The sequence below is a fragment of the Alistipes sp. 56_sp_Nov_56_25 genome (genome assembly GCF_001915285.1).
Classification (GTDB): domain Bacteria; phylum Bacteroidota; class Bacteroidia; order Bacteroidales; family Rikenellaceae; genus Alistipes; species Alistipes shahii.
Map to the genome: position 1 here is coordinate 36780 of NZ_MNQF01000062.1, position 24052 is coordinate 60831.

At 61.8% G+C, this 24052-nt stretch carries 24 protein-coding genes; 11 read left to right on the forward strand and 13 right to left on the reverse strand.

The window, feature by feature from the left end:
• Nucleotides 1-14 precede the first annotated feature (14 nt).
• Together hflX and BHV64_RS09980 are read right to left on the reverse strand one after the other, a co-directional pair.
• Nucleotides 15-1229, reverse strand: coding sequence for a GTPase HflX (gene hflX, locus BHV64_RS09975; RefSeq protein WP_168949242.1), 1215 nt, complete (start codon nucleotides 1227-1229; stop codon nucleotides 15-17).
• A gap of 281 nt (nucleotides 1230-1510) precedes the next feature.
• Nucleotides 1511-2194 carry an energy transducer TonB gene (locus BHV64_RS09980; protein ID WP_138265693.1) on the reverse strand — a complete coding sequence of 228 codons (684 nt, stop codon included), beginning with the start codon at nucleotides 2192-2194 and terminating at the stop codon, nucleotides 1511-1513.
• A 157-nt stretch (nucleotides 2195-2351) separates the two neighbouring features.
• Between BHV64_RS09980 and rlmN the strand changes: the two genes are divergently transcribed.
• Nucleotides 2352-3380, forward strand: a complete 1029-nt coding sequence (gene rlmN / locus BHV64_RS09985; RefSeq protein ID WP_118406350.1) for a 23S rRNA (adenine(2503)-C(2))-methyltransferase RlmN — start codon at nucleotides 2352-2354, stop codon at nucleotides 3378-3380.
• 110 nt (nucleotides 3381-3490) lie between these two features.
• Complete coding sequence (locus BHV64_RS09990) at nucleotides 3491-3919, forward strand: thioredoxin family protein (RefSeq protein ID WP_149886962.1); 429 nt, start codon at nucleotides 3491-3493, stop codon at nucleotides 3917-3919.
• A gap of 109 nt (nucleotides 3920-4028) precedes the next feature.
• On the opposite strand, the gene rsmG is transcribed toward BHV64_RS09990, so the two are convergent.
• The 3 genes from rsmG to BHV64_RS10005 are packed head-to-tail and all read right to left on the reverse strand — an operon-like array spanning nucleotide 4029 to nucleotide 6390.
• A complete protein-coding gene (gene rsmG / locus BHV64_RS09995; protein WP_044054221.1) occupies nucleotides 4029-4649 on the reverse strand; it encodes a 16S rRNA (guanine(527)-N(7))-methyltransferase RsmG in 621 nt (206 codons plus the stop codon).
• 32 nt (nucleotides 4650-4681) lie between these two features.
• On the reverse strand, nucleotides 4682-5245 hold the full coding sequence (locus BHV64_RS10000; protein WP_195285577.1) for an RNA polymerase sigma factor: 564 nt from the start codon (nucleotides 5243-5245) through the stop codon (nucleotides 4682-4684).
• On the reverse strand, nucleotides 5236-6390 hold the full coding sequence (locus BHV64_RS10005; RefSeq protein ID WP_138265696.1) for a glycosyltransferase: 1155 nt from the start codon (nucleotides 6388-6390) through the stop codon (nucleotides 5236-5238). Before BHV64_RS10005 ends, BHV64_RS10000 begins: the two co-directional genes overlap by 10 nt.
• A 59-nt stretch (nucleotides 6391-6449) precedes the next feature.
• Here BHV64_RS10005 and tgt point away from each other — a divergent pair, with 59 nt between their 5' ends.
• From tgt to BHV64_RS10035, 6 genes are all read left to right on the forward strand, one after another.
• Nucleotides 6450-7580 (forward strand): tRNA guanosine(34) transglycosylase Tgt, encoded by a 1131-nt coding sequence (gene tgt, locus BHV64_RS10010; RefSeq protein WP_217727611.1) that lies wholly within the window; start codon nucleotides 6450-6452, stop codon nucleotides 7578-7580.
• Between the two features lie 36 nt (nucleotides 7581-7616).
• Nucleotides 7617-8489 (forward strand): hypothetical protein, encoded by an 873-nt coding sequence (locus BHV64_RS10015; protein WP_015546829.1) that lies wholly within the window; start codon nucleotides 7617-7619, stop codon nucleotides 8487-8489.
• Nucleotides 8490-8500: 11 nt separating this feature from the next.
• On the forward strand, nucleotides 8501-9604 hold the full coding sequence (locus BHV64_RS10020) for an LptF/LptG family permease (protein ID WP_015546830.1): 1104 nt from the start codon (nucleotides 8501-8503) through the stop codon (nucleotides 9602-9604).
• Nucleotides 9605-9614: 10 nt separating this feature from the next.
• Nucleotides 9615-10571: a PASTA domain-containing protein gene (locus BHV64_RS10025; protein ID WP_015546831.1), complete on the forward strand. Its 957-nt coding sequence runs from the start codon at nucleotides 9615-9617 to the stop codon at nucleotides 10569-10571.
• Nucleotides 10571-11656, forward strand: a complete 1086-nt coding sequence (locus tag BHV64_RS10030) for an RluA family pseudouridine synthase (protein ID WP_015546832.1) — start codon at nucleotides 10571-10573, stop codon at nucleotides 11654-11656. Before BHV64_RS10025 ends, BHV64_RS10030 begins: the two co-directional genes overlap by 1 nt.
• A gap of 140 nt (nucleotides 11657-11796) precedes the next feature.
• Complete coding sequence (locus tag BHV64_RS10035; RefSeq protein ID WP_288115823.1) at nucleotides 11797-13605, forward strand: YgiQ family radical SAM protein; 1809 nt, start codon at nucleotides 11797-11799, stop codon at nucleotides 13603-13605.
• A 94-nt stretch (nucleotides 13606-13699) separates the two neighbouring features.
• Here the strand turns inward: BHV64_RS10035 and BHV64_RS10040 are convergent, their stop codons facing one another.
• Together BHV64_RS10040 and BHV64_RS10045 are read right to left on the reverse strand one after the other, a co-directional pair.
• Nucleotides 13700-14977, reverse strand: coding sequence for a YeiH family protein (locus BHV64_RS10040; protein WP_015546833.1), 1278 nt, complete (start codon nucleotides 14975-14977; stop codon nucleotides 13700-13702).
• A gap of 10 nt (nucleotides 14978-14987) precedes the next feature.
• The gene (locus tag BHV64_RS10045; protein ID WP_022061078.1) at nucleotides 14988-16055 is read right to left on the reverse strand and encodes a porin; all 1068 of its coding nucleotides are present in this window, start codon (nucleotides 16053-16055) and stop codon (nucleotides 14988-14990) included.
• Nucleotides 16056-16424: 369 nt separating this feature from the next.
• On the opposite strand from BHV64_RS10045, the gene BHV64_RS10050 reads away from it, so the two are divergent.
• On the forward strand, nucleotides 16425-17384 hold the full coding sequence (locus BHV64_RS10050; RefSeq protein ID WP_217727615.1) for an outer membrane beta-barrel protein: 960 nt from the start codon (nucleotides 16425-16427) through the stop codon (nucleotides 17382-17384).
• A gap of 3 nt (nucleotides 17385-17387) precedes the next feature.
• Nucleotides 17388-18332 (forward strand): hypothetical protein, encoded by a 945-nt coding sequence (locus tag BHV64_RS10055; RefSeq protein ID WP_288115826.1) that lies wholly within the window; start codon nucleotides 17388-17390, stop codon nucleotides 18330-18332.
• Nucleotides 18333-18401: 69 nt separating this feature from the next.
• Here BHV64_RS10055 and BHV64_RS10060 read toward each other — a convergent pair whose 3' ends face one another.
• From BHV64_RS10060 to prmA, 3 genes are all read right to left on the reverse strand, one after another.
• Entirely contained in the window at nucleotides 18402-18776 is a 375-nt protein-coding gene (locus BHV64_RS10060) for a hypothetical protein (protein WP_022061079.1), read from the reverse strand.
• Between the two features lie 33 nt (nucleotides 18777-18809).
• Complete coding sequence (gene recO, locus BHV64_RS10065; protein WP_022061080.1) at nucleotides 18810-19535, reverse strand: DNA repair protein RecO; 726 nt, start codon at nucleotides 19533-19535, stop codon at nucleotides 18810-18812.
• Between the two features lie 133 nt (nucleotides 19536-19668).
• On the reverse strand, nucleotides 19669-20499 hold the full coding sequence (gene prmA, locus BHV64_RS10070; RefSeq protein WP_288115830.1) for a 50S ribosomal protein L11 methyltransferase: 831 nt from the start codon (nucleotides 20497-20499) through the stop codon (nucleotides 19669-19671).
• Between the two features lie 68 nt (nucleotides 20500-20567).
• Here prmA and xerD point away from each other — a divergent pair, with 68 nt between their 5' ends.
• Nucleotides 20568-21464: a site-specific tyrosine recombinase XerD gene (gene xerD / locus BHV64_RS10075; protein ID WP_022061082.1), complete on the forward strand. Its 897-nt coding sequence runs from the start codon at nucleotides 20568-20570 to the stop codon at nucleotides 21462-21464.
• 130 nt (nucleotides 21465-21594) lie between these two features.
• Here xerD and BHV64_RS10080 read toward each other — a convergent pair whose 3' ends face one another.
• From BHV64_RS10080 to BHV64_RS10090, 3 genes are read right to left on the reverse strand one after another with little or no spacing between them, the layout of a single operon-like run.
• The gene (locus BHV64_RS10080) at nucleotides 21595-21948 is read right to left on the reverse strand and encodes a cytosine deaminase (protein WP_149886967.1); all 354 of its coding nucleotides are present in this window, start codon (nucleotides 21946-21948) and stop codon (nucleotides 21595-21597) included.
• Nucleotides 21905-22735, reverse strand: a complete 831-nt coding sequence (locus tag BHV64_RS10085) for a DUF4296 domain-containing protein (protein WP_015546835.1) — start codon at nucleotides 22733-22735, stop codon at nucleotides 21905-21907. Before BHV64_RS10085 ends, BHV64_RS10080 begins: the two co-directional genes overlap by 44 nt.
• A complete protein-coding gene (locus tag BHV64_RS10090) occupies nucleotides 22732-23940 on the reverse strand; it encodes an ABC transporter permease (protein WP_195285580.1) in 1209 nt (402 codons plus the stop codon). Before BHV64_RS10090 ends, BHV64_RS10085 begins: the two co-directional genes overlap by 4 nt.
• Nucleotides 23941-24052: the final 112 nt, after the last annotated feature.

Here is a 24052-nt window from a genome sequence, read left to right on the forward strand (position 1 = left end):
GGTTTGGTTGGTTGTCAGTAGAGGAAATTGTTGAACGGATAACGCCCGGCGTGAATCTCGCGCACCATGCCGTACAGATCCGAGCGGAATTTTTCCAGATTGGTCTTCGCCAGCGCCGAGAGGAAGATGCAGGGCGTGTTGGCCCGTGCGATCCAGCTCTTTTTAAGCTCCTCCAGCGAGAGGTTCTCGCGCGTGGCGGGCGTCAGGTCGTCCTCCTCCTTCTCGATATAAGTATAGGCGTCGACCTTGTTGAAAACCAGATAGACGGGTTTGTCGCCCGCGCCGATCTCCTGCAGGGTCTGCTTCACCACGGCGATCTGCTCCTCGAACTGCGGGTGCGAGATGTCCACCACATGAACCAGCAGGTCGGCTTCGCGAACCTCGTCCAGCGTCGATTTGAACGACTCGATCAGTTCCGTGGGCAGTTTGCGGATAAAGCCCACCGTGTCCGAAAGCAGGAAGGGCAGATTGTCGAAAACCACCTTGCGGACCGTGGTGTCGAGCGTGGCGAAGAGCTTGTTCTCGGCGAAAACCTCGCTTTTCGAAATCAGGTTCATCAGCGTCGATTTGCCCACGTTGGTATAGCCGACCAACGCCACGCGGACCATTGCGCCGCGGTTCGAACGCTGCACGGCCATCTGGCGGTCGATCTTCTTGAGGTCCTCCTTCAGTTTGGCAATGCGGTTGCGGATGATGCGGCGGTCGGTCTCGATTTCGCGCTCTCCGGCGCCGCCGCGGGTTCCTGTGCCGCCCCTCTGGCGTTCGAGGTGGGTCCATAGGCCCGACAGCCGGGGCAGCATGTATTCGTAATTGGCCAGCTGCACCTGCGTCTTGGCGTAAGCCGTCCGGGCACGCGACATGAAGATGTCGAGGATCAGACGCGTGCGGTCCAGCAGACGGCAGGGCATCTCCTTTTCGATGTTGCGCGTCTGCGAGGGAGTCAGTTCGTCGTCGAAGATCACCACGTCGATTTCATGCTCCCGGCAATACGCGGCGATCTCCTCCAGTTTGCCGGGACCGACGTAGATGCGCGACGAAGGCTGCGGCAGCCGCTGGGTGAAACGTTTCACCGAACAGATGTCGGCCGTCTCGGCCAGAAACTCCAGTTCATCGAGAAACTCCTCGGTCTGGCGCGGGTCCTGGTTGTCGCGGACGACGGCGACCAGCACGGCGCGTTCGCGGCAATCGGCCGCGGCGACAGGCTGGGGATTCAGTTTATTTTCTTCCAAAACAATTCTATTTTATTTCCGGTTTCAACTCCGGCTTCCGCCGGGTCGGACAACGTGCTGCAAACACGATGCTACAAATAAGGGTATCCGCCCGAAAGCAGGATACCCTCAAAAAGTTCAGCCGTAACGCCTTAATTTGCATGCGGAACTCGACCGGCAGGGCGTATCTGACATGCACCGTCTGATTCCGCCGTTTCCCGGGGCTCCATTCGGCGATTCGTTCGACACACGGCCCTTTCATCCGCCGGCGAACGGCCGGGCGGATATTCCCGTCCCGGACTTTAGTTCTGTACGCGGAAGTCTACCGGCAGGGTATACTTCACGCGAACCACCTGGTTACGCTGTTTGCCGGGGCTCCACTTCGGAGACTTGTTCAGTACGCGGATGGCCTCCTCGGAGAGCGAACGGTCGGGCGTCTGAAGCACCTGAATATTGGTCAGACGGCCGTCCTTCTCGATCACGAACGAGAGAACCACACGACCCTGGATACCGTTTTCGAGGGCGATCTGCGGGAACTTCACGTTCTGCTGCACCCAGTTGCGGAAGGTATTGAGGTCTCCGCCCTGGAACGAAGGCATGGTCTCGGCGATCAGGAACGGCTGGTCGTCCTCGATGGTCTCTTCGGCCACCTCGACCTGCTGGATCACCTCGGTATTCTCGTCGAACTCGGCGAAGTCCACTTCGGTGGTGATCTTCGTGTCGTTGGTAACGACCTGCAACAGGTCGGCGATAACCTTCACCTCTACACGCTTGGGAGGCTCGGGAGGCTTCTGGTCCTGGCGGGTGATCTCGACGATCTCCTCCTCGACAACAGCAGTCTGCAAATCCATCTTTTCAATCTTGCGCTCCTTCGGGGTGTAGGCGAAAGCCCCGATCACGAGGCAAAGCGAAATGACCAGACCGATTTCGAGCAAAAGACCCCGCTTGTTCCGGAGGTCCGCTTTGGGTGATTTCTTAATTTCCATTTATCTCAAATAATTTTAATGTTCGGGCAAAAAACGGGCATAGGGGCGCTATGCACCACAAATATATGGATAAAAATTCAAAAATGAACATACGGACGCAAAAATCTTCATTTTTTACCTACTTTTGTCGCAGGAAACAGCCCCCGGAATCGCAGGAATGACACATCAGGAATCGTTATACGGCAAAACGCCCGACCAGCTCGCAGCCCTTTGCGGCGAGCTGGGAATGCCGCGCTTCGCCGCGCGGCAGATCGCCCGCTGGCTCTACGTCCGCCACACGGAAGACCCGCTGCGGATGACCGACATCGCCGCCGCGCACCGCCAGCGGCTCGCCGAACGGTTCTCGCCGGCGCTGAGCGCCCCGGAGCGCGTCACCGAGTCGGCCGACGGCACGAAGAAATACCTGTTCCGCACGCTCGAAGGGCATTACGTCGAGTCGGCCTACATCCCCGACGGGGAGCGGGCCACGCTCTGCGTCTCGTCGCAGGCCGGATGCCGCATGGGCTGCCGCTTCTGCGCCACGGGGCGGCAGGGGCTTCAGCAGTCGCTCACGGCGGCCGAAATCCTCAACCAGGCGGTTTCGCTGCCCGAGCGCGACAAACTCACGAACCTCGTGTTCATGGGCATGGGCGAACCGCTCGACAACACGGACGAGGTGCTGCGGGCGCTCGAGATAATCACCGCCGAGTGGGGTTTCGGCTGGTCGCCGACACGCATCACGCTCTCCACGGCGGGCGTCGTGCCCGAATTGCGGCGTTTTCTCGACGCGACGAAGGTTCACCTGGCCGTCAGCCTCCACAACCCCTTCCACGAAGAGCGTATGGAGATCATGCCCGTCGAACGGGCGTGGCCGATCGCCGAAGTCGCCGCGATCCTGCGCGAATACGACTTCACCCACCAGCGGCGGGTGTCGTTCGAATACATCGTGATGAGCGGGCTGAACGACTCCCCGCGCCACATCCGCGAACTGACGCGCCTGCTGAACGGCATCAAATGCCGCATCAACCTGATCCGCTTCCACCGGATTCCCGACTCGCCCTACTTCTCGCCCGGCGACGAGGCGATGGTCCGCTTCCGCGACGCGCTGACCGCCCGCGGCATTCAGACCACGATCCGCGCCTCGCGGGGCGAGGACATCCAGGCCGCATGCGGGTTATTGAGCACCCGCCTAAAAGGCGGGATTTAGGGGGGGGGCCTTATCGCGCTGTCGGGCCAATTCTGCGCCGCTACCCTTAAAAGCCGTTTTTCAAACGGCCGGTTCGGTTTTTGCACCCATCACCGGAAAACTCGATTCGTATGAAAAAGCTACTTTTTTTGCTGACGTTCGCACTCGGAACGGGCGCGGCGCAGGCGCAGGTGAAGTTCGAGACCAAATCGACGGACGCCGTGCGCGAAATGGCGATCAAGCAGGGCAAGCTGGTCTTCATCGACCTCTATGCCAGCTGGTGTCCCCCGTGCCGGATGATGGAGAGGCAGGTCTTTTCGCGCAAGGACGTCGGGGAGTTCATGGACCAGCGGTTCGTGGCGGCCAAATACGACACGGACAAGACCACGGGCCGCGAACTGATGAAGAGATACGGACGCGACGCCATTCCGCTCTACCTCGTGTTCGACACCCGGGGCGAACTGCTGGGACGCATCCAGGGCGCGGCCGACGCCGAGACCTTCATGGACAACCTCCGCACGATCATCGCCCGGCAGAAGCCGCACAAGCAGCAGCCTTAAAGGCTTCGGAACGAAGGCCCTCCCGACGCTTGTCCGCACAATCACGGCCGCCGGCAGCAGCTTCCGCCCCGCACGAAAGAGATCCGGAACACCGGCTGCGAATCAAGCCCTACCTCGGGGTATAGACCACCTTCTTGGTTTCGAAGAACTCCTCGCCGAAAAAGCGCGGAATGTCATAGATATGCCACCGTTTGCCGGTTAGGGCCAGTTCTTCAGCCAGGTCGCCGCCCTTGAGGTAGAGAATGCCGTTGGGCAGCGACCCTTTCTGTCCCTTTTCGAGCCGGTTCCAGATCCAGCCGACAAATTCGGGCATGGCCGTCACGGCGCGCGAAACGACGTAGTCGAATCGCTCCGTCAGGGTCTCGACCCGCACGCAGCGGGGCGTGAGGTTCGTAAGCCCGAGGCCCGCCGCAACCCCTTCGACCACGGTTATCTTCTTGCGGATGGAGTCCGCAGCCGTGAAACAGGCCTCCGGAAAGAGGATCGCCAGCGGCACCGAAGGGAATCCGCCGCCGCACCCCACGTCGAGAATCCGCGCTCCGTCGCCGAACGTGCAGACCTTGGCGATGGCCAGCGAATGCAGCACGTGACGCAGGTAGAGCTGGTCGAAATCCTTGCGCGAAACGACGTTGATCTTCGCGTTCCAGTCGGCATAGAGGTCGTACAACGCCGCGAACTGCTCCTTCTGACGCCCGGTCAAGTCCGGGAAATATTTAATTATCAGCTCCAATTGTGAATTATGAATTGTGAATCGTGAATCGTTCATCGCTCGTCGCCCTGGGCGATGAGCCGGCACATCTGTTCGCGGGCGCGGTGTATCTGGGTTTTCACGGTCCCGAGCGGCAGCGAGAGCTTCGCCGCGATCTCCTCGTAGGAGTACTCCTCGAAAAAGCGCATCAGGATCAGCTGCCGGTAACGGGGCGCGAGGCGTTCGAGATAGTGCTCGATCTGCGACCGCTGCTGGAGGTTGATGACGCTCTCCTCGGGAGTCGGGGCGTTCGACGCCGGGGCGGCGAAACGCTCGTCGATCGGCAGGTCGTCCTGGCGGCGGCGCACGAAGTCGATGAACGTGTTGCGCGCAATGGTGTAGACCCACTGCCCGAAGGTGTAGTCCGCACTGTACCGGTGGAGGTTGATGTAGACTTTGATAAAGGTCTCCTGCAACAGGTCGTCGGCATCGTTCACACCGCCGAGCCGCTGCACGAACAACCGGTGGATGGCGTCGCGGTAGCGGTTGAAAAGGTACTCGAAGGCGTCGTTGTCCCCCTTGAGCACCCGGTCGACCAGCTCACGGTCTTCGGCTACGATATAGTCGGCTATCTCCATACGCGGTTGTCACGGCGGAGCAGCATCGCCCCCAGCGCCGCGGCCCACAGCGGGCCGAGCAGGTCGTAGATGAAGTAACGCCCTGCAATGCCGCCCTCGCCCAGCCGCCGCGCGATGCGGCGCACTTCGAACGCCACGACGACATAACGGATGACGGCGAGCAGCAGCGCGGCGAGCTTGTACTCGGGAGGCATGACCGCAAGGGCGCAGACCACCGTGGCGAAAAAGAGCACGCGCGAACCGATCTCCCAGCGGACGAAGGTCTTCACCGCGCGGGGATAGAAGCGGAAGGCCGAGCCGAAATAACGCAGCTGGCTCATCCACCAGCCCATGCCGCCCCACATTTTTTCGCGCAGCGAGGCGCGGGGCGAGAGGATCACGCTCACGTTGTCGCGCGTCATGACCCGCTGCATGAACAGGTCGTCCTCGCCGATGTTCATATTGAGGTGGCTGAAGCCGTTGGCCCCGAAATAGAGGCTCTTGGTGAAGCCGTAGTTGTGGAGCGTCCCGCGGTAGGCGCGGCGCTGCACGGCCCGGGCGATCCAGTCGGCCGAGTGCATCATCCGCCAGGCGCGCATCATGTAGTTCGAAAAGCCCTTTCCGCGCTCCACGCCGCAGTAGCCCACGACGATTTCGCCGCGCATGAACCCCTTGGCCATCAGCGACAGCCAGCGGTCGGTCTGCGGCACGGCATCGGTCGAGGTGAAGACCATGCACTCGTAGTGGGCCGACTTGATGCCCACGTTGAGCGCCATCTTGCGCGAAATCGGGAAACGGGGGTCGAGGTGGATCTTGGTGGTCGTGATCTGCGGAAACGACTGTTTCAGCCGCACGAGGTCCTCGTAAAAATCGGTGTCGTGGCCCACGTAGACGATCACCACCTCGAAATCGGGGTAGTTCTGGGCCAGGATCAGCGGCAGACGCTCCTCGACGAACGAATAGTCCTCCGAAAAGAGGGGTACCACCACCGACACGGGCGGCTCGCGGTCCATCGTCTGCGGACGGCGGTTGTTCTTGTAGCCGGGAATGCGGCCGTAGACGAAAATATAGTAGTACAACTGCACGCCGAGCATCAGGAGCGTCGCCCCCGCGAGGGCCGCACCCTCCCAGCCATAGCATGACAGAATTTGTTCGAAGAGTTGCATATTGAAGAAATATGCGCAAAGATAGAAATATTTTGTGTATTTTTGCCGAATATATGAGTATGAAATTCACCCTGCAACATAAAGACCCTTCGTCGCACGCCCGCGCGGGCGAACTGCATACGGATCACGGCGTCATCCGCACCCCGATCTTCATGCCCGTGGGCACGGCCGCGACGGTGAAGGGCATTTTCCACCGCGACGTGCGCGACGAAGCCCGCGCGCAGATCATCCTGGCAAACACCTATCACCTCTACCTGCGCCCCGGCACGGAGATCCTCGAACGCGCCGGCGGCGTGCACCGCTTCTCGACCTGGGAAGGCCCGATGCTCACCGACAGCGGCGGCTTTCAGGTCTTTTCGCTGGCCGCGTGCCGCAAGCTGAAAGAGGAGGGATGCCATTTCCGGTCGCACATCGACGGCTCGAAGCACCTCTTCACGCCCGAAAGCGTCATCGACACCGAGCGCACGATCGGAGCCGACATTATGATGGCCTTCGACGAATGCCCCCCGGGCGACGCCCCGCGCGAATACGCCGCCAAGTCGCTCGGCCTCACGGAGCGGTGGCTCGACCGCTGTTTCAACCAGTATCACCGGACCAGTCCCAAATACGGCCATTACCAGGCGCTGTTCCCCATCGTGCAGGGATGCACCTACCCGGACCTGCGCGCCCGGGCCGCGGAGAACGTGAAGCAGTACGACGCCGACGGTTACGCCATCGGCGGACTGGCCGTGGGCGAACCGACGGAGGTCATGTACGAGATGATCGAAGTGGTCAACGCCATACTGCCGGAGGACCGTCCGCGTTATCTGATGGGCGTAGGCACGCCGGTGAACATCCTCGAAGGCATCGAGCGCGGGGTGGACATGTTCGACTGCGTGATGCCGACGCGCAACGGCCGCAACGGGCAGCTCTTCACGGCCGAGGGCGTCATCAACATCCGCAACAAGAAGTGGGAGGACGACTTCTCGCCCGTCGACCCCGCGGGCACGGCCTTCGTCGACCGGCTCTACTCGAAGGCCTACCTGCACCACCTCTGCGTCTGCGGCGAGATGCTCGCTGCCGAGATCGCCTCGCTGCACAACATCGCCTTCTACCTGCGGCTCGTGGGAGCGGCGCGCGAGCACATCCTCGCCGGGGACTTCAGGGCGTGGAAGGAGGGAATGGTCGAAAAACTGACACGAAGACTGTAAAGGGACTTTTCCGGACAACCTAATGTAAAGAAAATTATGAAACGAACGATCCAAGTCATCCTGTTCGGGCTGTGGGCCCTGGCGGCCAGCGTCTCCTGTTCGGGGAACAGACCGGCGGCGGCACCTTCGGCGGTCGGCGTTTGGGCCGACAGGGACTGCGAACTGCTCCGCACGGAACGCTTCGCGCTGCTGTTCGAGAGCAACGGCGACACGACGACCTCCCTCCTGCAACGCATGGATGCCACGGACACCGTATTGTTGGGCAAAACCGTATTCACGCCCGACTCGGTGCTCATGCAGTATGTCCACAGGCCCGGAGAAGCGCGGCAGTACGCCGACCCGGGGGCCGTACAGCCCGACGGACGGCTGCGCATCGTGGTAGAGGGCCGGGAACGGATGCTCGAAAAGATAGAAAGCTTCGCGGTCTCCGCTCCCTACGAGATGCTGAAAGCCTCGCCGCTGGAGATCGGCTCCTGCATCCAACAGTGGAGTCTGGGCACGAGATGCCGCTGCGAAAACGGGAGCATCAGTTTCGAAGCGGGTACCAACCGGCACAGTTATACGTTCAACATCGAGCCGGGATTCGTCTATTGCCGGGCCGCCCGCCTACGGTTCAACGAACGCGGCGGACTCTTCGCGCAGAACATCCGCATGATGGCCAACGCGCGGGAACACACCGCCTACATGGCCCCCGACAACCGCGCCGAGAGCGCCGAACCGCTGAAAATCGACGACTCGAAATTCAGCCCCGACCAGTGCGTCTTCGATGAGGACGGCATCTACTGGTCATTCATTCGCTTCGAAGGCGATACAGCTGTCATCCACGGCTGCGGAGAGTTGTACCGATTCGCACGACCTGCGATCGACGATCCGGACCAAACCGAATGGATCGCATTCGAAAAATATTGACAACCGAAGAGATGAAAATGCGTTTTCCGGGGTTCAAGATTCTGGACCGTTACATACTGGGCAAGTTCCTGTCGACCTATTTCTTCGCCATCGCCATGATCATCGTGATCGTGGTGGTCTTCGACTACGTGGAGAAGATCGACGACTTCACGGAGCTGCACGCACCCCTGAAATCGGTCATCCTCGACTACTACCTCAACTTCATCCCCTACTTCATCAACCAGTTCAGCGGCCTGTTCACCTTCATCGCCTGCATCTTCTTCACCTCGAAGATGGCCTACCAGACCGAGATCGTGGCCATGCTCTCGGGCGGCATGTCGTTCCGCCGGCTGATGTGGCCCTACTTCCTCGGGGCGCTGATCATCGCCTCGCTGTCGCTGACGCTCAACCTCTGGCTGATCCCCATTTCGCAGCGGCACATCGTCGCCTTCGAGCAGCAATACATCAAACGCAAGCAGAACACCAAATACGACCGACACATCTACCGCCAGATCGAGCCGGGCATCTTCGCCTACATCCGCGGCTACAACGACGGCGCCCGCCAGGCCTCGTTCTTCGTGCTGGAACGCTACGAAAGCGGCACGATGACCCACTCGCTCGAAGCCTCGGACGCCAAGTTCAACCCCGAGACCAAACGCTGGACCGCCCCGCGCTACACCAAACGGGAGTTCGACTCCGCGGGCACGGAGACCTTCGAGCAGTTCCGCAACCTCGACACGCTGATCAACCTCGAAGCCACCGAGCTGGGCGAGATCAACGACCTGATCCAGACCATGAACATCTCGGAGCTGAACGCCTTCCTGGACCAGCAGCGGGCCAAAGGCTCCGACTCGATCAACCTCATCGAGGTCGAGAAGCACGCGCGCTACGCCTATCCGCTTTCGACGTTCATCCTGACGCTGATCGGCGTGTCGTTGTCCTCGCGCAAGGTCCGCGGCGGCACCGGCCTGCACATCGGCATCGGCACGGGACTCTGCTTCTCATACATCCTTTTCAACCGCTTCTTCGAGGAGTTCGCCAAAAGCGGAACCCTCCCGCCCGGGCTGGCCGTGTGGCTGCCCAATATCATTTACCTCGGCATCGCCGTCTACCTTTACCGGAAGGCCCCGAAATAACCTGCGATCTATGGAGAAACCCCAGAATTACCTGTCCCGGCTCCGGCGGCATCCGCTGCTGTGGAACCTCGCGCTGATCGCGGCGATCATCCTCGCGATGGCCGTCGCCGCGCACATCCTCATGCAACTGGGCACACGCCACGGCGCGCGGCGCACCGTGCCCGACCTCTCGGGCGTTCAGCTCGACCAAGCTCAACGCATCGCCCGCAAGCACGACCTGCAACTGCACATCAACGACTCGCTGTTCGTCCCCGCCTACGAAGGGGGCATCGTCCTCGACCAGCTGCCCGAAGGGGGCGTCGAGGTGAAACCCGGACGCACGGTCTACATCACGATCAACTCCTTCCGTCAGAAGATGGTCCCCGTGCCCTACGTGGCCGGGCGTTCGCTGCGGCAGGCCAAGAACATGCTCGAAATCGCCGGACTGGAGATCGCCGAGCTGGTCTACCGCGCCGACATGGCCACGAACTACGTACTGGAGGAGTACTGCGAAGGCAAACCCGTGACCCCCACGACCCGCATGGAGGCCGAAATGGGTTCCGGCGTGACGCTCTACGTGGGCGTCGAAGAGGGCTACGGCACGACGATCGTGCCGCGGCTGGTGGGGCTGCCGCTGGCGCAGGCCAAGGGCCGCCTCTGGGAACTGGGCCTCAACGTCGGGCGCGTGGACTTCGACGAAGGGGTCAACCTGCTCAACCAGAAGGACACGCGCGTCTACATCCAGACGCCGGGCGCCGAGCGCAGCGCAGCGCTGGGGTCGAAGGTCGACCTGCGGCTGACGCTCGACGAGAAGAAACTCGCCCGCTACCGGGCCGAGGCCGAGAAGCAGGCGGCCGTCGCCGCCGAGGAACGCCGGGCCGAGGAGCAGCAGCGGGCCGACTCGCTCGCCCGGACGGTCCTGGAGGAGGCTTCGGCGGAACCCGCCGAGGAGCGGCCCGCAAACAATAACGAGGGATTTTTCGACTGATGACCGACAGACACCCCACCGACGATCCGGAGCTGGACGCCGTTCCGGCAGATGCGGAGGACGAAGAAGAAGCGGGCCTCTACGAACACTTTGCGGTGACGGCCGACAAGGGCCAGACCCCCATGCGACTGGACAAGTTCCTGACCGTGAGGATGGAGCACTGCTCGCGCAACCGCATTCAGGCGGCGGCCGACAGCGGGAACATCCTCGTCAACGGCAAGGCGGCCAAGTCGAGCTACAAGGTCAAGCCGCTCGACCGCATCCAGATCGTGATGCCCTACCCGCGGCGCGAGGTGGAGCTCGTCGCCGAGGACATTCCGCTCGACATCCCCTACGAGGACCAATGGCTGCTGCTCGTGGACAAACCGGCCGGACTGGTCGTGCACCCGGGGGTGGGCAATTACAGCGGCACGCTGGTCAATGCGCTGATGCACCACCTCAACAAGCAGGGAATCCCGGCCGAAGAACAGAACCGCGCGGGACTGGTGCACCGCATCGACAAGAACACCTCGGGACTGCTGGTGATCGCCAAGGACGAGCAGACCCACGCGCGGCTGGCCAAACAGTTCTTCGACCACACGATCCAGCGCCGCTACGTGGCTCTGGTGTGGGGCAATTTCGACGAGGACGAAGGGACCATCACGGGCAACATCGGCCGCAGTCCCAAGGATCGGCAGAAGATGTTCGTCTTCGCCGACGGGTCCGACGGCAAGCACGCCGTGACGCACTGGAAGGTGCTGAAACGCTATGGTTACGTAACCCTCGTGGAGTGCCGTCTCGAAACGGGGCGCACCCACCAGATCCGCGTCCACATGGCGTGGATCGGCCATCCGCTGTTCAACGACGAACGCTACGGCGGCGACCGCATCCTCAAGGGCACGACCTTCGCCAAATACCGGCAGTTCATCGAAAACTGCTTCGCGGTGATGCCGCGCCACGCGCTGCATGCCCGCCTGCTGGGCTTCGAACACCCCGCAACGCACGAAAACGTGCTGTTCGAAAGCCCGCTTCCGGCCGATTTCCAGTCCCTGCTGACAAAATGGAATATTTACACTTCAGCGGCAAAAGAAACCAAAGAAAATTAATCGCCGCATTCCGGTCGCGATGCGACAAGCCCCTCCCGAGGGAGGGGTTTGGGGTGGGGTCAGACTTGCAAACGCGGCAGAGCCGCGAACAACACCGGTTGCAAGAAATGCAACCGAAACAAAACAAATAACGCACGATCTTGTTTTTACCTACGACCATCAAGGAGGTCCGCGAACGCGGATGGGATCAGTTGGACGTGATCCTCTTCTCGGGCGACGCCTACATCGACCACCCGGCTTTCGGGGCGGCCGTCGTGGGACGCCTGCTCGAAGCCGAGGGCTACCGCGTGGCGATCGTTCCCCAGCCCAACTGGCGCGACGACCTGCGCGACTTCCGCAAACTGGGCGCACCGCGCCTGTTTTTCGGCATTTCGGGCGGCTCGATGGACTCGATGGTCAACCATTACACCGCCAACCTCCGCCTGCGCCACGACGACGCCTACACGCCCGGCGGCAAGGCGGGATTCCGCCCCGATCGTGCCGTGACGGTCTATTCGCAGATCCTCAAGCGCCTCTACCCCCACGTTCCGGTGGTCATCGGGGGCATCGAAGCCTCGCTGCGCCGCCTGACCCACTACGACTACTGGAGCGACGCGCTGAAACCCTCCATCCTGGCCGAATCGGGCGCCGACCTGCTGATCTACGGCATGGGCGAACGGGTCGTGCAGCAGGTGGCCCGGGCGATGCGCAACGGCTATAACGCCAAACTGCTGCGCAAAATCCGGCAGGTGGCGTTCCTCTCCGACGAAAGCTACGTCGCGCGGCTCGACCCCGCCGCGACGATCCGCCTCCGCAGCTACGAGGAGTGTCTGGCCGACAAGACCGCCTTCGGCGAGAACTTCACCGTCATCGAGACCCAGAGCAACCTGATGGAACCCACGGCGACACTCGTGGAGGCTGTCGGCGACCGGTGCGTGGTCGTGACGCCCGCCAACACGACGCTCACGACCGAGGAACTCGACCACTCGTTCGATCTCCCCTACGAGCGCGCCCCGCATCCGCGTTACGCGGGCAAGGGCGACATTCCGGCCTGGGAGATGATCCGCCATTCGGTCAACATCCACCGCGGCTGCTTCGGAGGCTGCTCGTTCTGCACCATCTCGGCCCATCAGGGCAAGTTCATCAACTCGCGCAGCGAACGGTCGATCCTCGCCGAGGTCGAACGCGTGGCCCAATCGCCCGGGTTCAAAGGCTACCTTTCGGATGTCGGCGCCCCGTCGGCCAACATGTACCGCATGGGCGGCCGCGACAGGGAGTTGTGCCGCAAGTGCCGCCGTCCTTCGTGTCTCCACCCGAAGATATGCCCCAATCTCGACAACGACCACCGGCCGCTGCTGGCCCTGTACGAAAAAATACGGACCGTCAAAGGGATTAAGAAAGCCTTTATCGGCAGCGGCATCCGCTACGACCTGTTCGACCGCTCGCCCTATCTGGAGACTGTGCTGAAGCATCATACCTCGGGACGGCTCAAGGTGGCGCCCGAACACACCGAGGATAACGTGCTGCGCCTGATGCGCAAACCGCCGTTCGCGCTCTTCGAGCGGCTGACCGCCGACTTCCATCGCATTTGCAGTCAGGAACATCTGCCCTATCAGCTGATCCCTTACTTCATCTCCTCGCACCCGGGATGCACCGAGCGGGACATGCAGTCGCTGGCCGGAAAGGTGTTGGGAAAACTGCATTTCAATCTGGAGCAGGTGCAGGACCTCACGCCCACGCCGATGACCCTCTCGTCGGTGATGTTCTACACGGGAGAAAACCCCTACACGCACGAGAAAGTCTATGTCGCCCGCTCGCAGGACGAGAAGCGGCGGCAAAAGGCGTATTTCTTCGGCGAAAAGCCGGCCATGGGGCAACCGGGCGCAGGCCATCCCGCACGCGGGAAAGAGACCCGCGGAAAGAGCGGTCCGGGATTCCGGCCGGGACGGAAATTCACGAAAAAAGGCTGACGGTTTCGTCAGCCTTTTTTCGTGACCGGACCGGGAGCCGTGCAGAGCCGGACCGGGAAAGGGCCGCCCTACCACCGCCCCTGAAAGCGCGTCCTTAAAGCGCCGGCTTTAGCAGGCCGAAGAGCAGGCAAGCGATCACGAACGTCACGACGATATTGAATGTCTGCGCCACGAGGAACGACCGCAGGACGTTGCGGTTCTCCTTCGAGACGATGTCCTTGAGACGCGTGTCGAGACCGATGCAGACGAAGGCCAGCGAGAAGAAGACCGTCGAGAACATCTTCGCCACGCCCGGTTCGAGCAGTTTGCCCTTGGCGCCCAACGTAAAGAGACCGTTCGACTGGCAGAGGCTGAAGACGAGCGACGCGGCGACGAACCCGAGGATGAACTTGGGGAACTTCTCCCACACGATGCCCAGCGAGGGAGCCTGCCCGCCCTTCTCGCCGCGGGTCGAGAGGTAAAGCGCAATGAAGAACGCCACCACGCCGATCAGCACGTTCTGCGCCGCCTTGATGATCACGGCGTGCTGGTTGGCGACCTCGCCGACGATCATGCTCGACGCGGCGACGCCCGACGTGGTGTCGATCGTGCCGCCGATCCACGCCCCGGCGACCTCCTCGGCCACTTCGGGAGCGAACAGGTGCGGCAGGATCAGGTTCGCCAGCCACGGCATGAGGTAGATCATCGGCACGACGACGATCAGCACCAGCGAAACGATATACGAAAGTTTCCGGTCGTCGCCGCCGACCACGCGCGCCGCGGTGATCGAAGCCGAGACGCCGCAGATCGAGAGCCCGCTCGCAAGAATCATCGCCGAACGCTCGTCGACCTTCATGCGGCGCGAGAAGCGGAAGGCGAAAAACCACACGACGGCCACCACGAGGCAGGCCTGCACGAGTCCGAAGACCCCCGATTTCATCACGTCGCTGAAAAGGATCGTGGCGCCGAGGCACACCACGCCGATCTTGATGAAGAACTCGCCCTGAATGGCGGGCTTCATCCACGCGGGGACGCGCCACACGTTGCGGATCACCAGGCCGAACAGCACCGAGAAGAAGACCGACTCGAAGCCGTAGTAGGAGACGGCCGGGATTTTGGCCACGACCTGCGCCAGCAGCGAAACGGCGAAGACCACGACCAGCGACGGCAGCAACCCCTTGAGGGGACGCCGCAACAGCAGGCAGCCGACGTAGAGCACCACCAGCACGATGGCGAACAGCAGGCCGATGTTATACCACGCCACTTCGCCCACGAGGGTCGCGGGCACGCTCGGCAGGTCGGCGGGGATGAGCGCCGCAAGCAGCAGCAGCGGGATCGAGACCCAGACCACCACCCAGTCCTCGACGCGGAGTTTTTCGAAAAAGTTTTTCATGGCAATTCAATTAAAAAATTCCGGAGAGCATCAGCGACACCACATTGCGGTTGGCGGCGGCGCGGGACGCATAATCTTCGTAGGTGTAGTTGAGCTGGCAGCGCAGGTATTTCACGGGCTGCCACACGACGCCCGCCGTGTAGTTGGTCTGCCGCGAGGCGCTCTCCGAGGAGTTTTCGAGGAACGTATCGTAGCGCACCACGGACATCAGCGACGGCGTCACGCGCCACCCGCCGACGGCGTACCAGCCGTCGCTGTCGAGTTCGCCGCCCGCGGGAAGCCCCGTCGTGCCGCAGATCCACTCGGCGCGCACGACCAACGGTCCCTCGTCGTAGCAGGCGCCCGCACCGTAGCGGACGCGCTTGAGGTAGTCGGAGCCATACTCGCCCCAATAGTAGGAACCGGCGATCTGCAATCCCCGGACGGGACGCAGCGTCAGCCGCGCCACAAGGTCCTTCGATTTGTTCTTGTCCTTGACGTTCAGCCCTTCGCCGTTGAACACGCCGAAGTTGTAACCCAGAACACTGTACCCTTTGCGATTGAAGAACCCGCCGTAGAGCATGGCGCCCATGTCGCGGCCCGTAGCCGAGAGTCCGCACACGTCGTTGAAGCCCATCAGCCGGCGCAGCGACAGCGGGTATTCGATGAACTCGTACTTGAGGGGCACGTAGTCGGTATTCTCGATCGAAAAGGGCAGTTTGTACTCTCCCAGCTGGAAATTCAGCTGTTCGAAAGGCCGGTAGCGGATGTAGGCGTCGACGATTTTCGGGCCGCAGAACTCGATCTGCACCCGGTAGTCGAGTTTTTCGGCGATGTCGCCCGCAAGGTTTAGGCGCACGCGCTTGATGAAGAAGGTCGAGGAGGTTTCCGACCACTCGTAGCCGGTCTGCACGTAGCCCGAGATCCGGGGCAGGCGGGCTGCAATCTTATCCCAGGTCGAAGTCCTGGCTTTGAGCGCTTCGAGCTGGGCCGAAAGTTCGGCGACGGTGGGTTCGCCCGCTGCGGACGCGGGAGCCGGTTCCCCGGCGAATGCCCCGAACGGGAGCAGCGACAACAACAGTATAATAATCGGTTTCATTGGCAGTGATTCTTTCCGGATGCAAAATTCGGAATTTCATCGCTGCGGATCAATACGCGTAAATACCTAAAAAGCCGGACGAAAAAAAATTTGCAGTTCTCTGATTTATCCCTATATTTGCTTTTGCAGCCTGTGAGGACTGCATACATGGGACATAAAAGCGCATCGGCTTTTTTCTTACAAGAGAAACCTGGAAAATTTCTAATGCAGTAAGGAATAGGAGTTGGTGCTCTCGCTGTTTTACGGCGTGGGCATTTTATCTGTATTCTACTGCATGGGCTATCCAGGGCCTCTCTTGTGGATATTGAAAACTGTCCACGTTTTTTTTGTGCCTTTGTAAAGTTTACCAACCTTTAAAACTTAAATTTTATGAAGCGTATCCTGTTTCTGGCAGCGTTCATGCTGCTGTCGACGACTGTCTCGGCACAAGACGTCATTGTGAAAAAAAACGGCGAGGAGATTCGCGCGAAGGTGGAAGAGGTCGGCGAACAGTCGATTCGCTACCGTAAATTCACCAATCTCACGGGACCCGTCTACTCGATCGCCCGCGGCGAGGTCTTCGTTATCCGCTACGAATCGGGAGCCAAGGATATAATCACTCCGCTCGACCGGTCTGCTGCGGCCGGGAAAACGCAGGACACGGGAATCGCCGCCCCGTCGCAGCAGGCGATGCGGCAGGCCGTCGCCAGGGCCGAAAGGCGCAAACGCGACAAACTGTGGACGTTCGGTCTGCGCGCCGGCGCGGGTGTAAGCTTCTGGTCATTCAAGGATGACCTTAAAGCGCAGTTCGGCTCGTCGTCCGAACAGGTCAGTTTCACCAGCAACCCCCGGCTGGGATTTGCGGCTTCGGCTTTTGCCGAACGCTATTTCAACCGCACGGGGCACGGCCATCTCGGCGTGGGTGTGGGGTATATGCAGAACGGAGGTTCGACCGAAGGGACTGTTCAGGACGAGTCGTTTACGTATGACATGCGCTACGACGCTTTTGCGGTGGATGTCTATTACGGCATGCGTCCGGTCAAAAACGGATTCTACATGCGCTACGGACTGCGTCTTCAGCTTCCCGTCGGCATGAAACTGCGGATGGGGGCGTCGCCGAATCTGGCGGGGCTCATAGAAGGAACGGATACGGATGTCGCGCTCGACACCTGGTACGATGTAGATAAGGAGCTGCGCAAATCAATCGTTCCGGCCGTCAATCTGACCTACGGATACACCTTCGGGCATGCCGACATCGGACTGCAATGGGCCATGGCTTTCGCTTCGCCCCATCAGGAAATGGGCAAAAGCCCCTGGTCGCTGTCGCTGGATTTCGCTTATCGGTTTTAGGCCATGAGACGCTTGCTGTTTATGCTCGCAGCCCTCCTCTGGTGGGGCGGAGCCGAAGCGCAGGATGTGATTCTGCTGCGCAATGCCGACGAAGTGAAGGCCGAGGTTCGGGAGATCACCGACAGCCATATACTCTATACGCTGTGGGGCGGCTCGGACAAGGTGCTTTCCCTGCCGCGCGCCGAGGTGTTCTCGGTGACGTACCAAAACGGAGAAAAGGAGCTTTTCGTCGGTGACGACTCCGGGGCGACGGGTCCGGTCACCGCAGCGGATTACCCGTGGCCCCGGGTGACGAAAAGCTACCGCCCGGGCGATCTGTTCGACGAGGACGGCATACGGGGAATCGTTATCTCCACGACCGACAACGGCCGCCACGGGCTGATCCTCTCGCTCGAACAGGCTCCTAAAAGCTTGAGATGGTCGGCCGACTCCTCGTGGGCAACCGATCTGCTGCTGGGGCTTTCCGACCGCGAGGACGGCTGGAACAACCGCCGCCGGCTGATCGAACGGCTGGCCGAAGGCAAACTGACATGGGAAGATTTTCCCGCTTTCGAATGGTGCGAATCGCTGGGGCCGGGCTGGTACCTGCCGGCGGTGGATGAACTGCGCGGGCTGTGGCAGTTGTGCGGCGAAGCGGAGGGATTCGAAAAATTCGGCAACAAGGAGAGCTACCGTTTTTCACGGAGAATCAGCGAATTATCAGAATCCTACGGCGGCGACAAACTGTCCGTTTGGACAGACTCCCGGTTTTGGTGGTCTTCGACCGAGCGAAAAGACAATGTTGCGCAGATCGTTGATTTCGGAATGCCTCTTCAGACCCGGCTTGTGAATGTGTATGCGTACCGTTCCGACCGAAACCATGTCCGAACCAAAACCTGGCAGCAGTTTGTCGAGGCCGGGTGGGAAAAAACAGGGAAATGGCCGGTCCGTGCCGCACACAAGTTTTGATACCTGAAAAGCAGGCTCCCCGCAATGGGGAGCCTGCTTTTCAGAGAGAGGGGGAGTCCCGGCAGAGCGTTACCGCGGCATGGGGAACGAAAGCGTACGTGCGTCGAGGAATGCGTCGGGGAAAGGACTCCAGTTCCAGGCCTGACCGTTCGAGAGGTTGAAATGCTGACCCAGACGCAGCGTATTGTTGTCGATGACGGTGATGCGCGAGGGGAGGTTCTCCTTCTGGATCACCACCACCGAAGTCATCGACACCGTGGGTTTGGTCCTGACCGGGGCCATCGTCTTGTAGTCGGGTTTCCACGGCGACATGTGCGCCAGCGAATCGGGAAGCGTGAAGCCCGAAGTACGGGTCGAGTCGCGCCTGAAATCGAATTTCGGCTCCTGGGCCGAGGCGGCGAGCGCTACGGCGAGCGCTGCGGCCGCAAGCAACATCTTTCTCATAATCTTCTTCCCTTTTATCTTTAGAATTTAACGTTAAAACACCTCTTTTAGTATGCGCACCGACTGCACGGCGCTGATGGCGTCGAGGTGGTAGCCGAAATAGGCCAGCATGGCATTGAGAAACTCCGACCGCCGGTCGCGGTTCAGCCCCACGTCGCCCAGACGCCGCACGTCGCAGGAGAGCATCCGGTCGAGCAACGAGGCGCACTCCTGCGTCATCACTCCCGGGTGCGCAGGCCGCACGACGCTGTACAGCCCCTCGCGGATGTCGAACCACGCCCCCGGCGTATAGTCGTTGCCGGGGCGGAAACCCAGCAGACGGCTCAGGTTGGCCAGGAACCAGAGGTGGAAATTCGGCACCCCTTCGTCCATGGCGTCCAACGCCTCGGCCGAACCCCACACGAAATCGAAAAGCGGCCGGTTCGGCTCGCTCTCCCGGACGAGGCGGTACAAAACCTCGGCCATAAACAGCGCCATGGTCGATTTCCGGACATCGAACGGAAGGCTTTGCAGCACGAACCCCGCGCGCACCTCCTTGAAGCGGTCCATCTGCTGCCGCGGGGATTCCAGCCCCTCGAACTCGACGGGGAACATCGGCTGGAACAGCGCCAGCTTCGAACCCCGGCCGCTGCGGCTGCGGACCCCCTGCACCATGTAGCTGCGGCGGCCTCCGACATCGGTCAGCAGGTAGGCGACCATCGACGTGTCGCCGTATTTGAGCGTATGCAGCACGATGCCGCGGCCCTTGTAGGTTTTCAAATCACAGAATTAATCTCTTTTCCTGAACGCTTTCCGGATCGGACCGCTGTTCCCGCGGCGGAACGCCGCGTTTACAAGTCTGACCCACCCCTAAATCCCCGCCTCGGCGGGGACTTATCGCATGCGACCGGGATTACTTCTTCTTTTTAACACGTATCATCATCCAGCCCTCGCGGGTTTCGGCCGCGACGGTCTCCATGCCCTGTTCCGCAGCGGCTTGGGTGACGGCCGCAGTGTCCGCTTCGAGGAATCCGCTCATCACCAGGTCGCCGCCCGGGACCAGCGCCGCGGCATAGGCCGGCATGTCGGCCACGAGAACGTTGCGGTTGATATTGGCCAGAATGAAGTCGTAGCGCCGCCCGGCAATCCGCCCTACGTCGCCCAGCATCGGTTCGACCCGGTCCGCGACACCGTTCGCGGCGACATTTTCACGGCAGTTTTCGTCCGCCCAGTCGTCGATGTCCACAGCGTCGACGTGCGCCGCGCCGCATTTGGCGGCGACGATCGCCAGCACGCCCGTGCCGCTGCCCATGTCGAGTCCCGTGCGGCCCGCAACTCCGAGGCCGAGCACCGCGCGCGACATGAACCACGTGGTGGCGTGATGACCCGTGCCGAACGACATCCGGGGCAGCACGACCGCTTCCATCTCCCCCGCAGGAGCCGGATCGTGGAACGGGGCGCGGATGCGCAGGCGGCCTTCGACGTCGACCGGCGGGAAATCGCTCTCCCAGGAGGCGTTCCAGTTTTGGGTCGGGATGACGGCATAACGCCCTTCGACCCCGCGGCGCGCCAGCAGGGCGTCGACATCGGTCTTGCAGCCGGAGAGCCGCACGGCCGGAATATAGGCTTTCAGCAGACCGCCTTCGGTTTCGAAACTCTCGAACGGAAAATCGGCCAGTTCGGCGGTCAGGATTTCAGCCTGTTCGTCGTCGGAGACCGCGATATGGAGAACCGTATAATCCATATTATGTAAAATTTTCGTACCTTCGTTCGGACAAAGTTACAATAATCCCGGATTCAGCGGACCAAAAGATGGCAGAAAATACAAAAAAGTGGGACGAAACCGGCCGCCGTTACCGTAGCTATATAAAACTGGAGAAGCGGCTCTCGGAAAACACCGTCGAATCGTACATGCGCGACTACATGCAGTTCGCGCACTTCATCCTGCGCCAGTGGGACGTCGCGCCCCACAAGGTCGAACCGCAGATGGTCGAACGCTACATGGCGTGGCTCTACGAGCGGGGACGCGAGAAGACCTCGCAGGCCCGGGCGTTGAGCGGCATCAAGAGTTTCTTCAACTTCCTGATGATCTCGGACAAGATCGAATCGTCGCCCGCGGAGTTCGTCCTGACGCCCAAATTCGGCCGCCAGCTGCCCGACGTGCTGACCACCGCCGAGATCGACCGCATCATCGCCGCCGTGGACACCTCGACCGTGAAGGGGCTGCGCGACTGCGCCATGCTCGAAGTGCTCTATTCGTGCGGACTGCGGGTCTCGGAACTCACGTCGCTGCGTATGCAGGACCTCTTTTTCGGCGAAGGGTACATCCGCGTGATCGGCAAAGGCGACAAACAGCGGATCGTGCCGGTCAGTTCAACGGCCCGCGACCGCATCCAGCGCTACCTCGAAGAGCGGCGGAGCGTCCGGACGGGTGAGGAGATCGTCTTCCTGAACAACCGCGGGGGACAGCTTACGCGGGTGATGGTCTTCACGGTCCTCAAGCAGGCCGCCCGTCGGGCCGGGATCGAAAAGCGCATCAGCCCCCACACCTTCCGCCACTCGTTCGCGACGCACCTGCTGGAAGGCGGCGCCTCGATCCGTCAGGTGCAGGAGATGCTGGGGCACGAAAGCATCCTCACGACCGAAATCTACACCCACCTCGACCGCGAACACCTGCGGCGCACGGTCGAGGAGCATTTACCGATATAACCCCGGAAATCGAAAAATCGGACCGCCGGCCGCCGCTCCCACGGCCTCCGGCCCTGTTCGCCCATCCGAACCCGCCCCGTTTCTCCTTCAGGGAGGAGGACGGCGTACGTTCGGCCCGGATACGGCAGCCTCACAACTTCCGGATCTGCGACTGCGGCGTGAGCCGCAGCGAGTCGTAGTCGAGTCCCGAGATGACGACCAGCGCCCCGCCGGGCGTCACGATTCGCGGCAGCAGTTCGGAAAGCGGCAATGCGGCGACGCGCATGCCGTCGAACGCGGCGCGGTAGTCGGCCGGGAAATCCGGGACCAGCAGCCCCGCATAGAACTCCGTGGCGGCGAGGCGGTCCGGATCGGGACAACACTCCGCAGAGAGCACGCGGCCGTCCGCCCCGAGTGTCAGGAGCGGATGCCGGACGAGGCCCTGCGGCGTCCACAGCAGGTTAGAGGCTATCCTTCGGGATGGCCGCGGCGCGGAGGAAGTCATCGGCGAAAATCCGGATGTCGAGTTGCTGTTCGTAGAGTTTTTCGACGGCCGTGCGGGTCGGGGGAATGTACTCCACCTTGAGGTCGGTGACCGTCACCGAAGGCCGTTCGGGCCTGGCGTTGAAGGTCAGGAAGTCGATGCGCAGGCGGCGGTGCGTCGTGTCGGTCGTAAACCGGCGCGAGAAGCTCTCCTCGCGGTTGCGCCGCAGGGTCGTGGTGTAGACGTTGGTGCGCGAGCTGTCGCGCCGTTCGAGCCACACGGAGCCTTTCAGCCCCCGCTGGTTGCGGTCCAGCGAATCGACGAGGTATTTGAGCGAAAGGCTGTATTCGCCCGGCTCGACGTCGAGCGTAAAGCTCAAACGGGCCGTGTCGCGCAGCGACCCGACGCGGATGAGCGAATCGGCGAGCACCGTGCGCGTGAAGGTGCGGCGGGCGACGTTGTCGATCGTGTCGAGCACGGCGACCTCCTGGTTATAGATCTTACCCTCCCGTTCGAGCATCTCGATGGCCCGCTCGACCACGTCGCCCAGACGGGCGCTCTTGCGCTTCGAGAAGTTGCCGATGGTGTAGTGCACGTCGTCGGTCGTGTAGCCGTAGCGGGCGAAGATCGGCTCGTAGATGCGCAGCGAGTCGGTCTTCACGCCCTCGCTGCCGATGTAGGCGTTGGTGAGGAACGCATCGTGGAAAATCTGCGCCAGCGTGTCGTCGGGGATGATCTTGTGGCGGGCGCAGGCGGACAGCAGCAGCACGAAGGCCGCGGAAGCCGCCATGCGGAGGAATCGTTTCATAATCGGTCGGTTTTAATCATACTGCGGACGGTGATGTTCGAAAGGAGGGCGGCCACGGCAGCGAACGACGCGGCGACGACCGCCAGATCGGTCGGTCGGAATTCGACGGGATAGCTCTTCGTGAGGAAGGTCTCGGCCGGAATCTCGATCAGCCCGAAATATTGCTGCGCGAGAGTCGCGGCAACGCCCAGCGTCATGCCGGCGACAGCGCCCAGACCGCATATCAGAAACCCTTCGGTGCGGAACACGGCGCGGACGAGGCCCGTGTCGGCCCCCAGGGCGCGGAGCGTGGAGATGTCGTCCCGTTTTTCGACGATCAGCATGGCCAATGCCCCCACCACCGAGAACGAAGCGATGATGAGCACCAGCAGGGCGATGAAGAAGATGCCCCACTTCTCGTAGGTCATAATGCGGTAGAACGAAGCGCGCAGTTCGTCGCGCGTGCGGACGCGGAATCCGTCGCCCGCAGCCTCCGCAACGGCCTTGCGGACCGCCGCGGCATCGGCCCCGGGAGCGAGGCGCACGACGAGCGCCGAGGCGCGGCCCGGATAGCCGAACAGCTCCTGCGCCAGCCGCAGCGAGGCGAGCACGTAGGTGCGTTCGGTTTCGAGGTCGAGGGTATAAACGCCGCCCACGGGTTCCGTGCGGCGCGTGTAGTTTTCGAGCGGCAGCAGCGAGGAGAACGATCCCCGCCGCACGGCGTAGAGCGTGACGTCGGCATCGGCCAGCGAGCGGATGCCCAGCATCCACGCCATCGACTGTCCGACGACCAGCCGTTCCAGATCGCCCAGCCGCACGCGCCACTCCCCGGCGGAAACGGCATCGCCAAGCTGAAAGACAGCCCCGTAGGCGTCGTCGACGCCCCGGATCGTGGCGGTGGCCTGACGCCCTCCGTGTTCGAGCAGGGCGCTCTGCTCCAGGGTGAACGACAGCGCGCCGACCCCCGGGATGCGTGCGAGGGCCGCGGTGTCGAGATCCCGCTGCACAAAGGTCTGCCCCTGCCGCGGGGAGACGGTAAGATCGGCGTCGAAAGCCGAATACATCGACTTGACGAGCGATTCGAAGCCGTTGAAGACCGACAGCAGGATGATCATGGCCGCAACGGGCATCGCCACGGCCGCGACGCTCAATCCCGAGATCAGGTTGACCACCGACCGGGACTGGGACGAAAAGAGGTAGCGACGGGCGAAGAGCTGCGGCAGCATGGCGGGCGACGGATTAGAGCGTAAATCCCGAAGCCCCCGCCTCGGCAGAGGTTCGGGGGCGGATCGGACTTGCAAATGCCGCCGCAGGCAGCGGGAACAACCGGCAGAAGCG

What these genes read in the sequence shown, in the direction of transcription:
- BHV64_RS09980 (WP_138265693.1), bottom strand. Translation starts at nt 2,194, where the DNA reads ATGGAAATTAAGAAATCACCCAAAGCGGACCTCCGGAACAAGCGGGGT.
- rlmN (WP_118406350.1), top strand. Translation starts at nt 2,352, where the DNA reads ATGACACATCAGGAATCGTTATACGGCAAAACGCCCGACCAGCTCGCA.
- BHV64_RS09990 (WP_149886962.1), top strand. Translation starts at nt 3,491, where the DNA reads ATGAAAAAGCTACTTTTTTTGCTGACGTTCGCACTCGGAACGGGCGCG.
- BHV64_RS10000 (WP_195285577.1), bottom strand. Translation starts at nt 5,245, where the DNA reads ATGGAGATAGCCGACTATATCGTAGCCGAAGACCGTGAGCTGGTCGAC.
- BHV64_RS10005 (WP_138265696.1), bottom strand. Translation starts at nt 6,390, where the DNA reads ATGCAACTCTTCGAACAAATTCTGTCATGCTATGGCTGGGAGGGTGCG.
- tgt (WP_217727611.1), top strand. Translation starts at nt 6,450, where the DNA reads ATGAAATTCACCCTGCAACATAAAGACCCTTCGTCGCACGCCCGCGCG.
- BHV64_RS10015 (WP_015546829.1), top strand. Translation starts at nt 7,617, where the DNA reads ATGAAACGAACGATCCAAGTCATCCTGTTCGGGCTGTGGGCCCTGGCG.
- BHV64_RS10020 (WP_015546830.1), top strand. Translation starts at nt 8,501, where the DNA reads ATGAAAATGCGTTTTCCGGGGTTCAAGATTCTGGACCGTTACATACTG.
- BHV64_RS10025 (WP_015546831.1), top strand. Translation starts at nt 9,615, where the DNA reads ATGGAGAAACCCCAGAATTACCTGTCCCGGCTCCGGCGGCATCCGCTG.
- BHV64_RS10030 (WP_015546832.1), top strand. Translation starts at nt 10,571, where the DNA reads ATGACCGACAGACACCCCACCGACGATCCGGAGCTGGACGCCGTTCCG.
- BHV64_RS10040 (WP_015546833.1), bottom strand. Translation starts at nt 14,977, where the DNA reads ATGAAAAACTTTTTCGAAAAACTCCGCGTCGAGGACTGGGTGGTGGTC.
- BHV64_RS10045 (WP_022061078.1), bottom strand. Translation starts at nt 16,055, where the DNA reads ATGAAACCGATTATTATACTGTTGTTGTCGCTGCTCCCGTTCGGGGCA.
- BHV64_RS10050 (WP_217727615.1), top strand. Translation starts at nt 16,425, where the DNA reads ATGAAGCGTATCCTGTTTCTGGCAGCGTTCATGCTGCTGTCGACGACT.
- BHV64_RS10055 (WP_288115826.1), top strand. Translation starts at nt 17,388, where the DNA reads ATGAGACGCTTGCTGTTTATGCTCGCAGCCCTCCTCTGGTGGGGCGGA.
- BHV64_RS10060 (WP_022061079.1), bottom strand. Translation starts at nt 18,776, where the DNA reads ATGAGAAAGATGTTGCTTGCGGCCGCAGCGCTCGCCGTAGCGCTCGCC.
- prmA (WP_288115830.1), bottom strand. Translation starts at nt 20,499, where the DNA reads ATGGATTATACGGTTCTCCATATCGCGGTCTCCGACGACGAACAGGCT.
- xerD (WP_022061082.1), top strand. Translation starts at nt 20,568, where the DNA reads ATGGCAGAAAATACAAAAAAGTGGGACGAAACCGGCCGCCGTTACCGT.
- BHV64_RS10080 (WP_149886967.1), bottom strand. Translation starts at nt 21,948, where the DNA reads ATGACTTCCTCCGCGCCGCGGCCATCCCGAAGGATAGCCTCTAACCTG.
- BHV64_RS10085 (WP_015546835.1), bottom strand. Translation starts at nt 22,735, where the DNA reads ATGAAACGATTCCTCCGCATGGCGGCTTCCGCGGCCTTCGTGCTGCTG.
- BHV64_RS10090 (WP_195285580.1), bottom strand. Translation starts at nt 23,940, where the DNA reads ATGCTGCCGCAGCTCTTCGCCCGTCGCTACCTCTTTTCGTCCCAGTCC.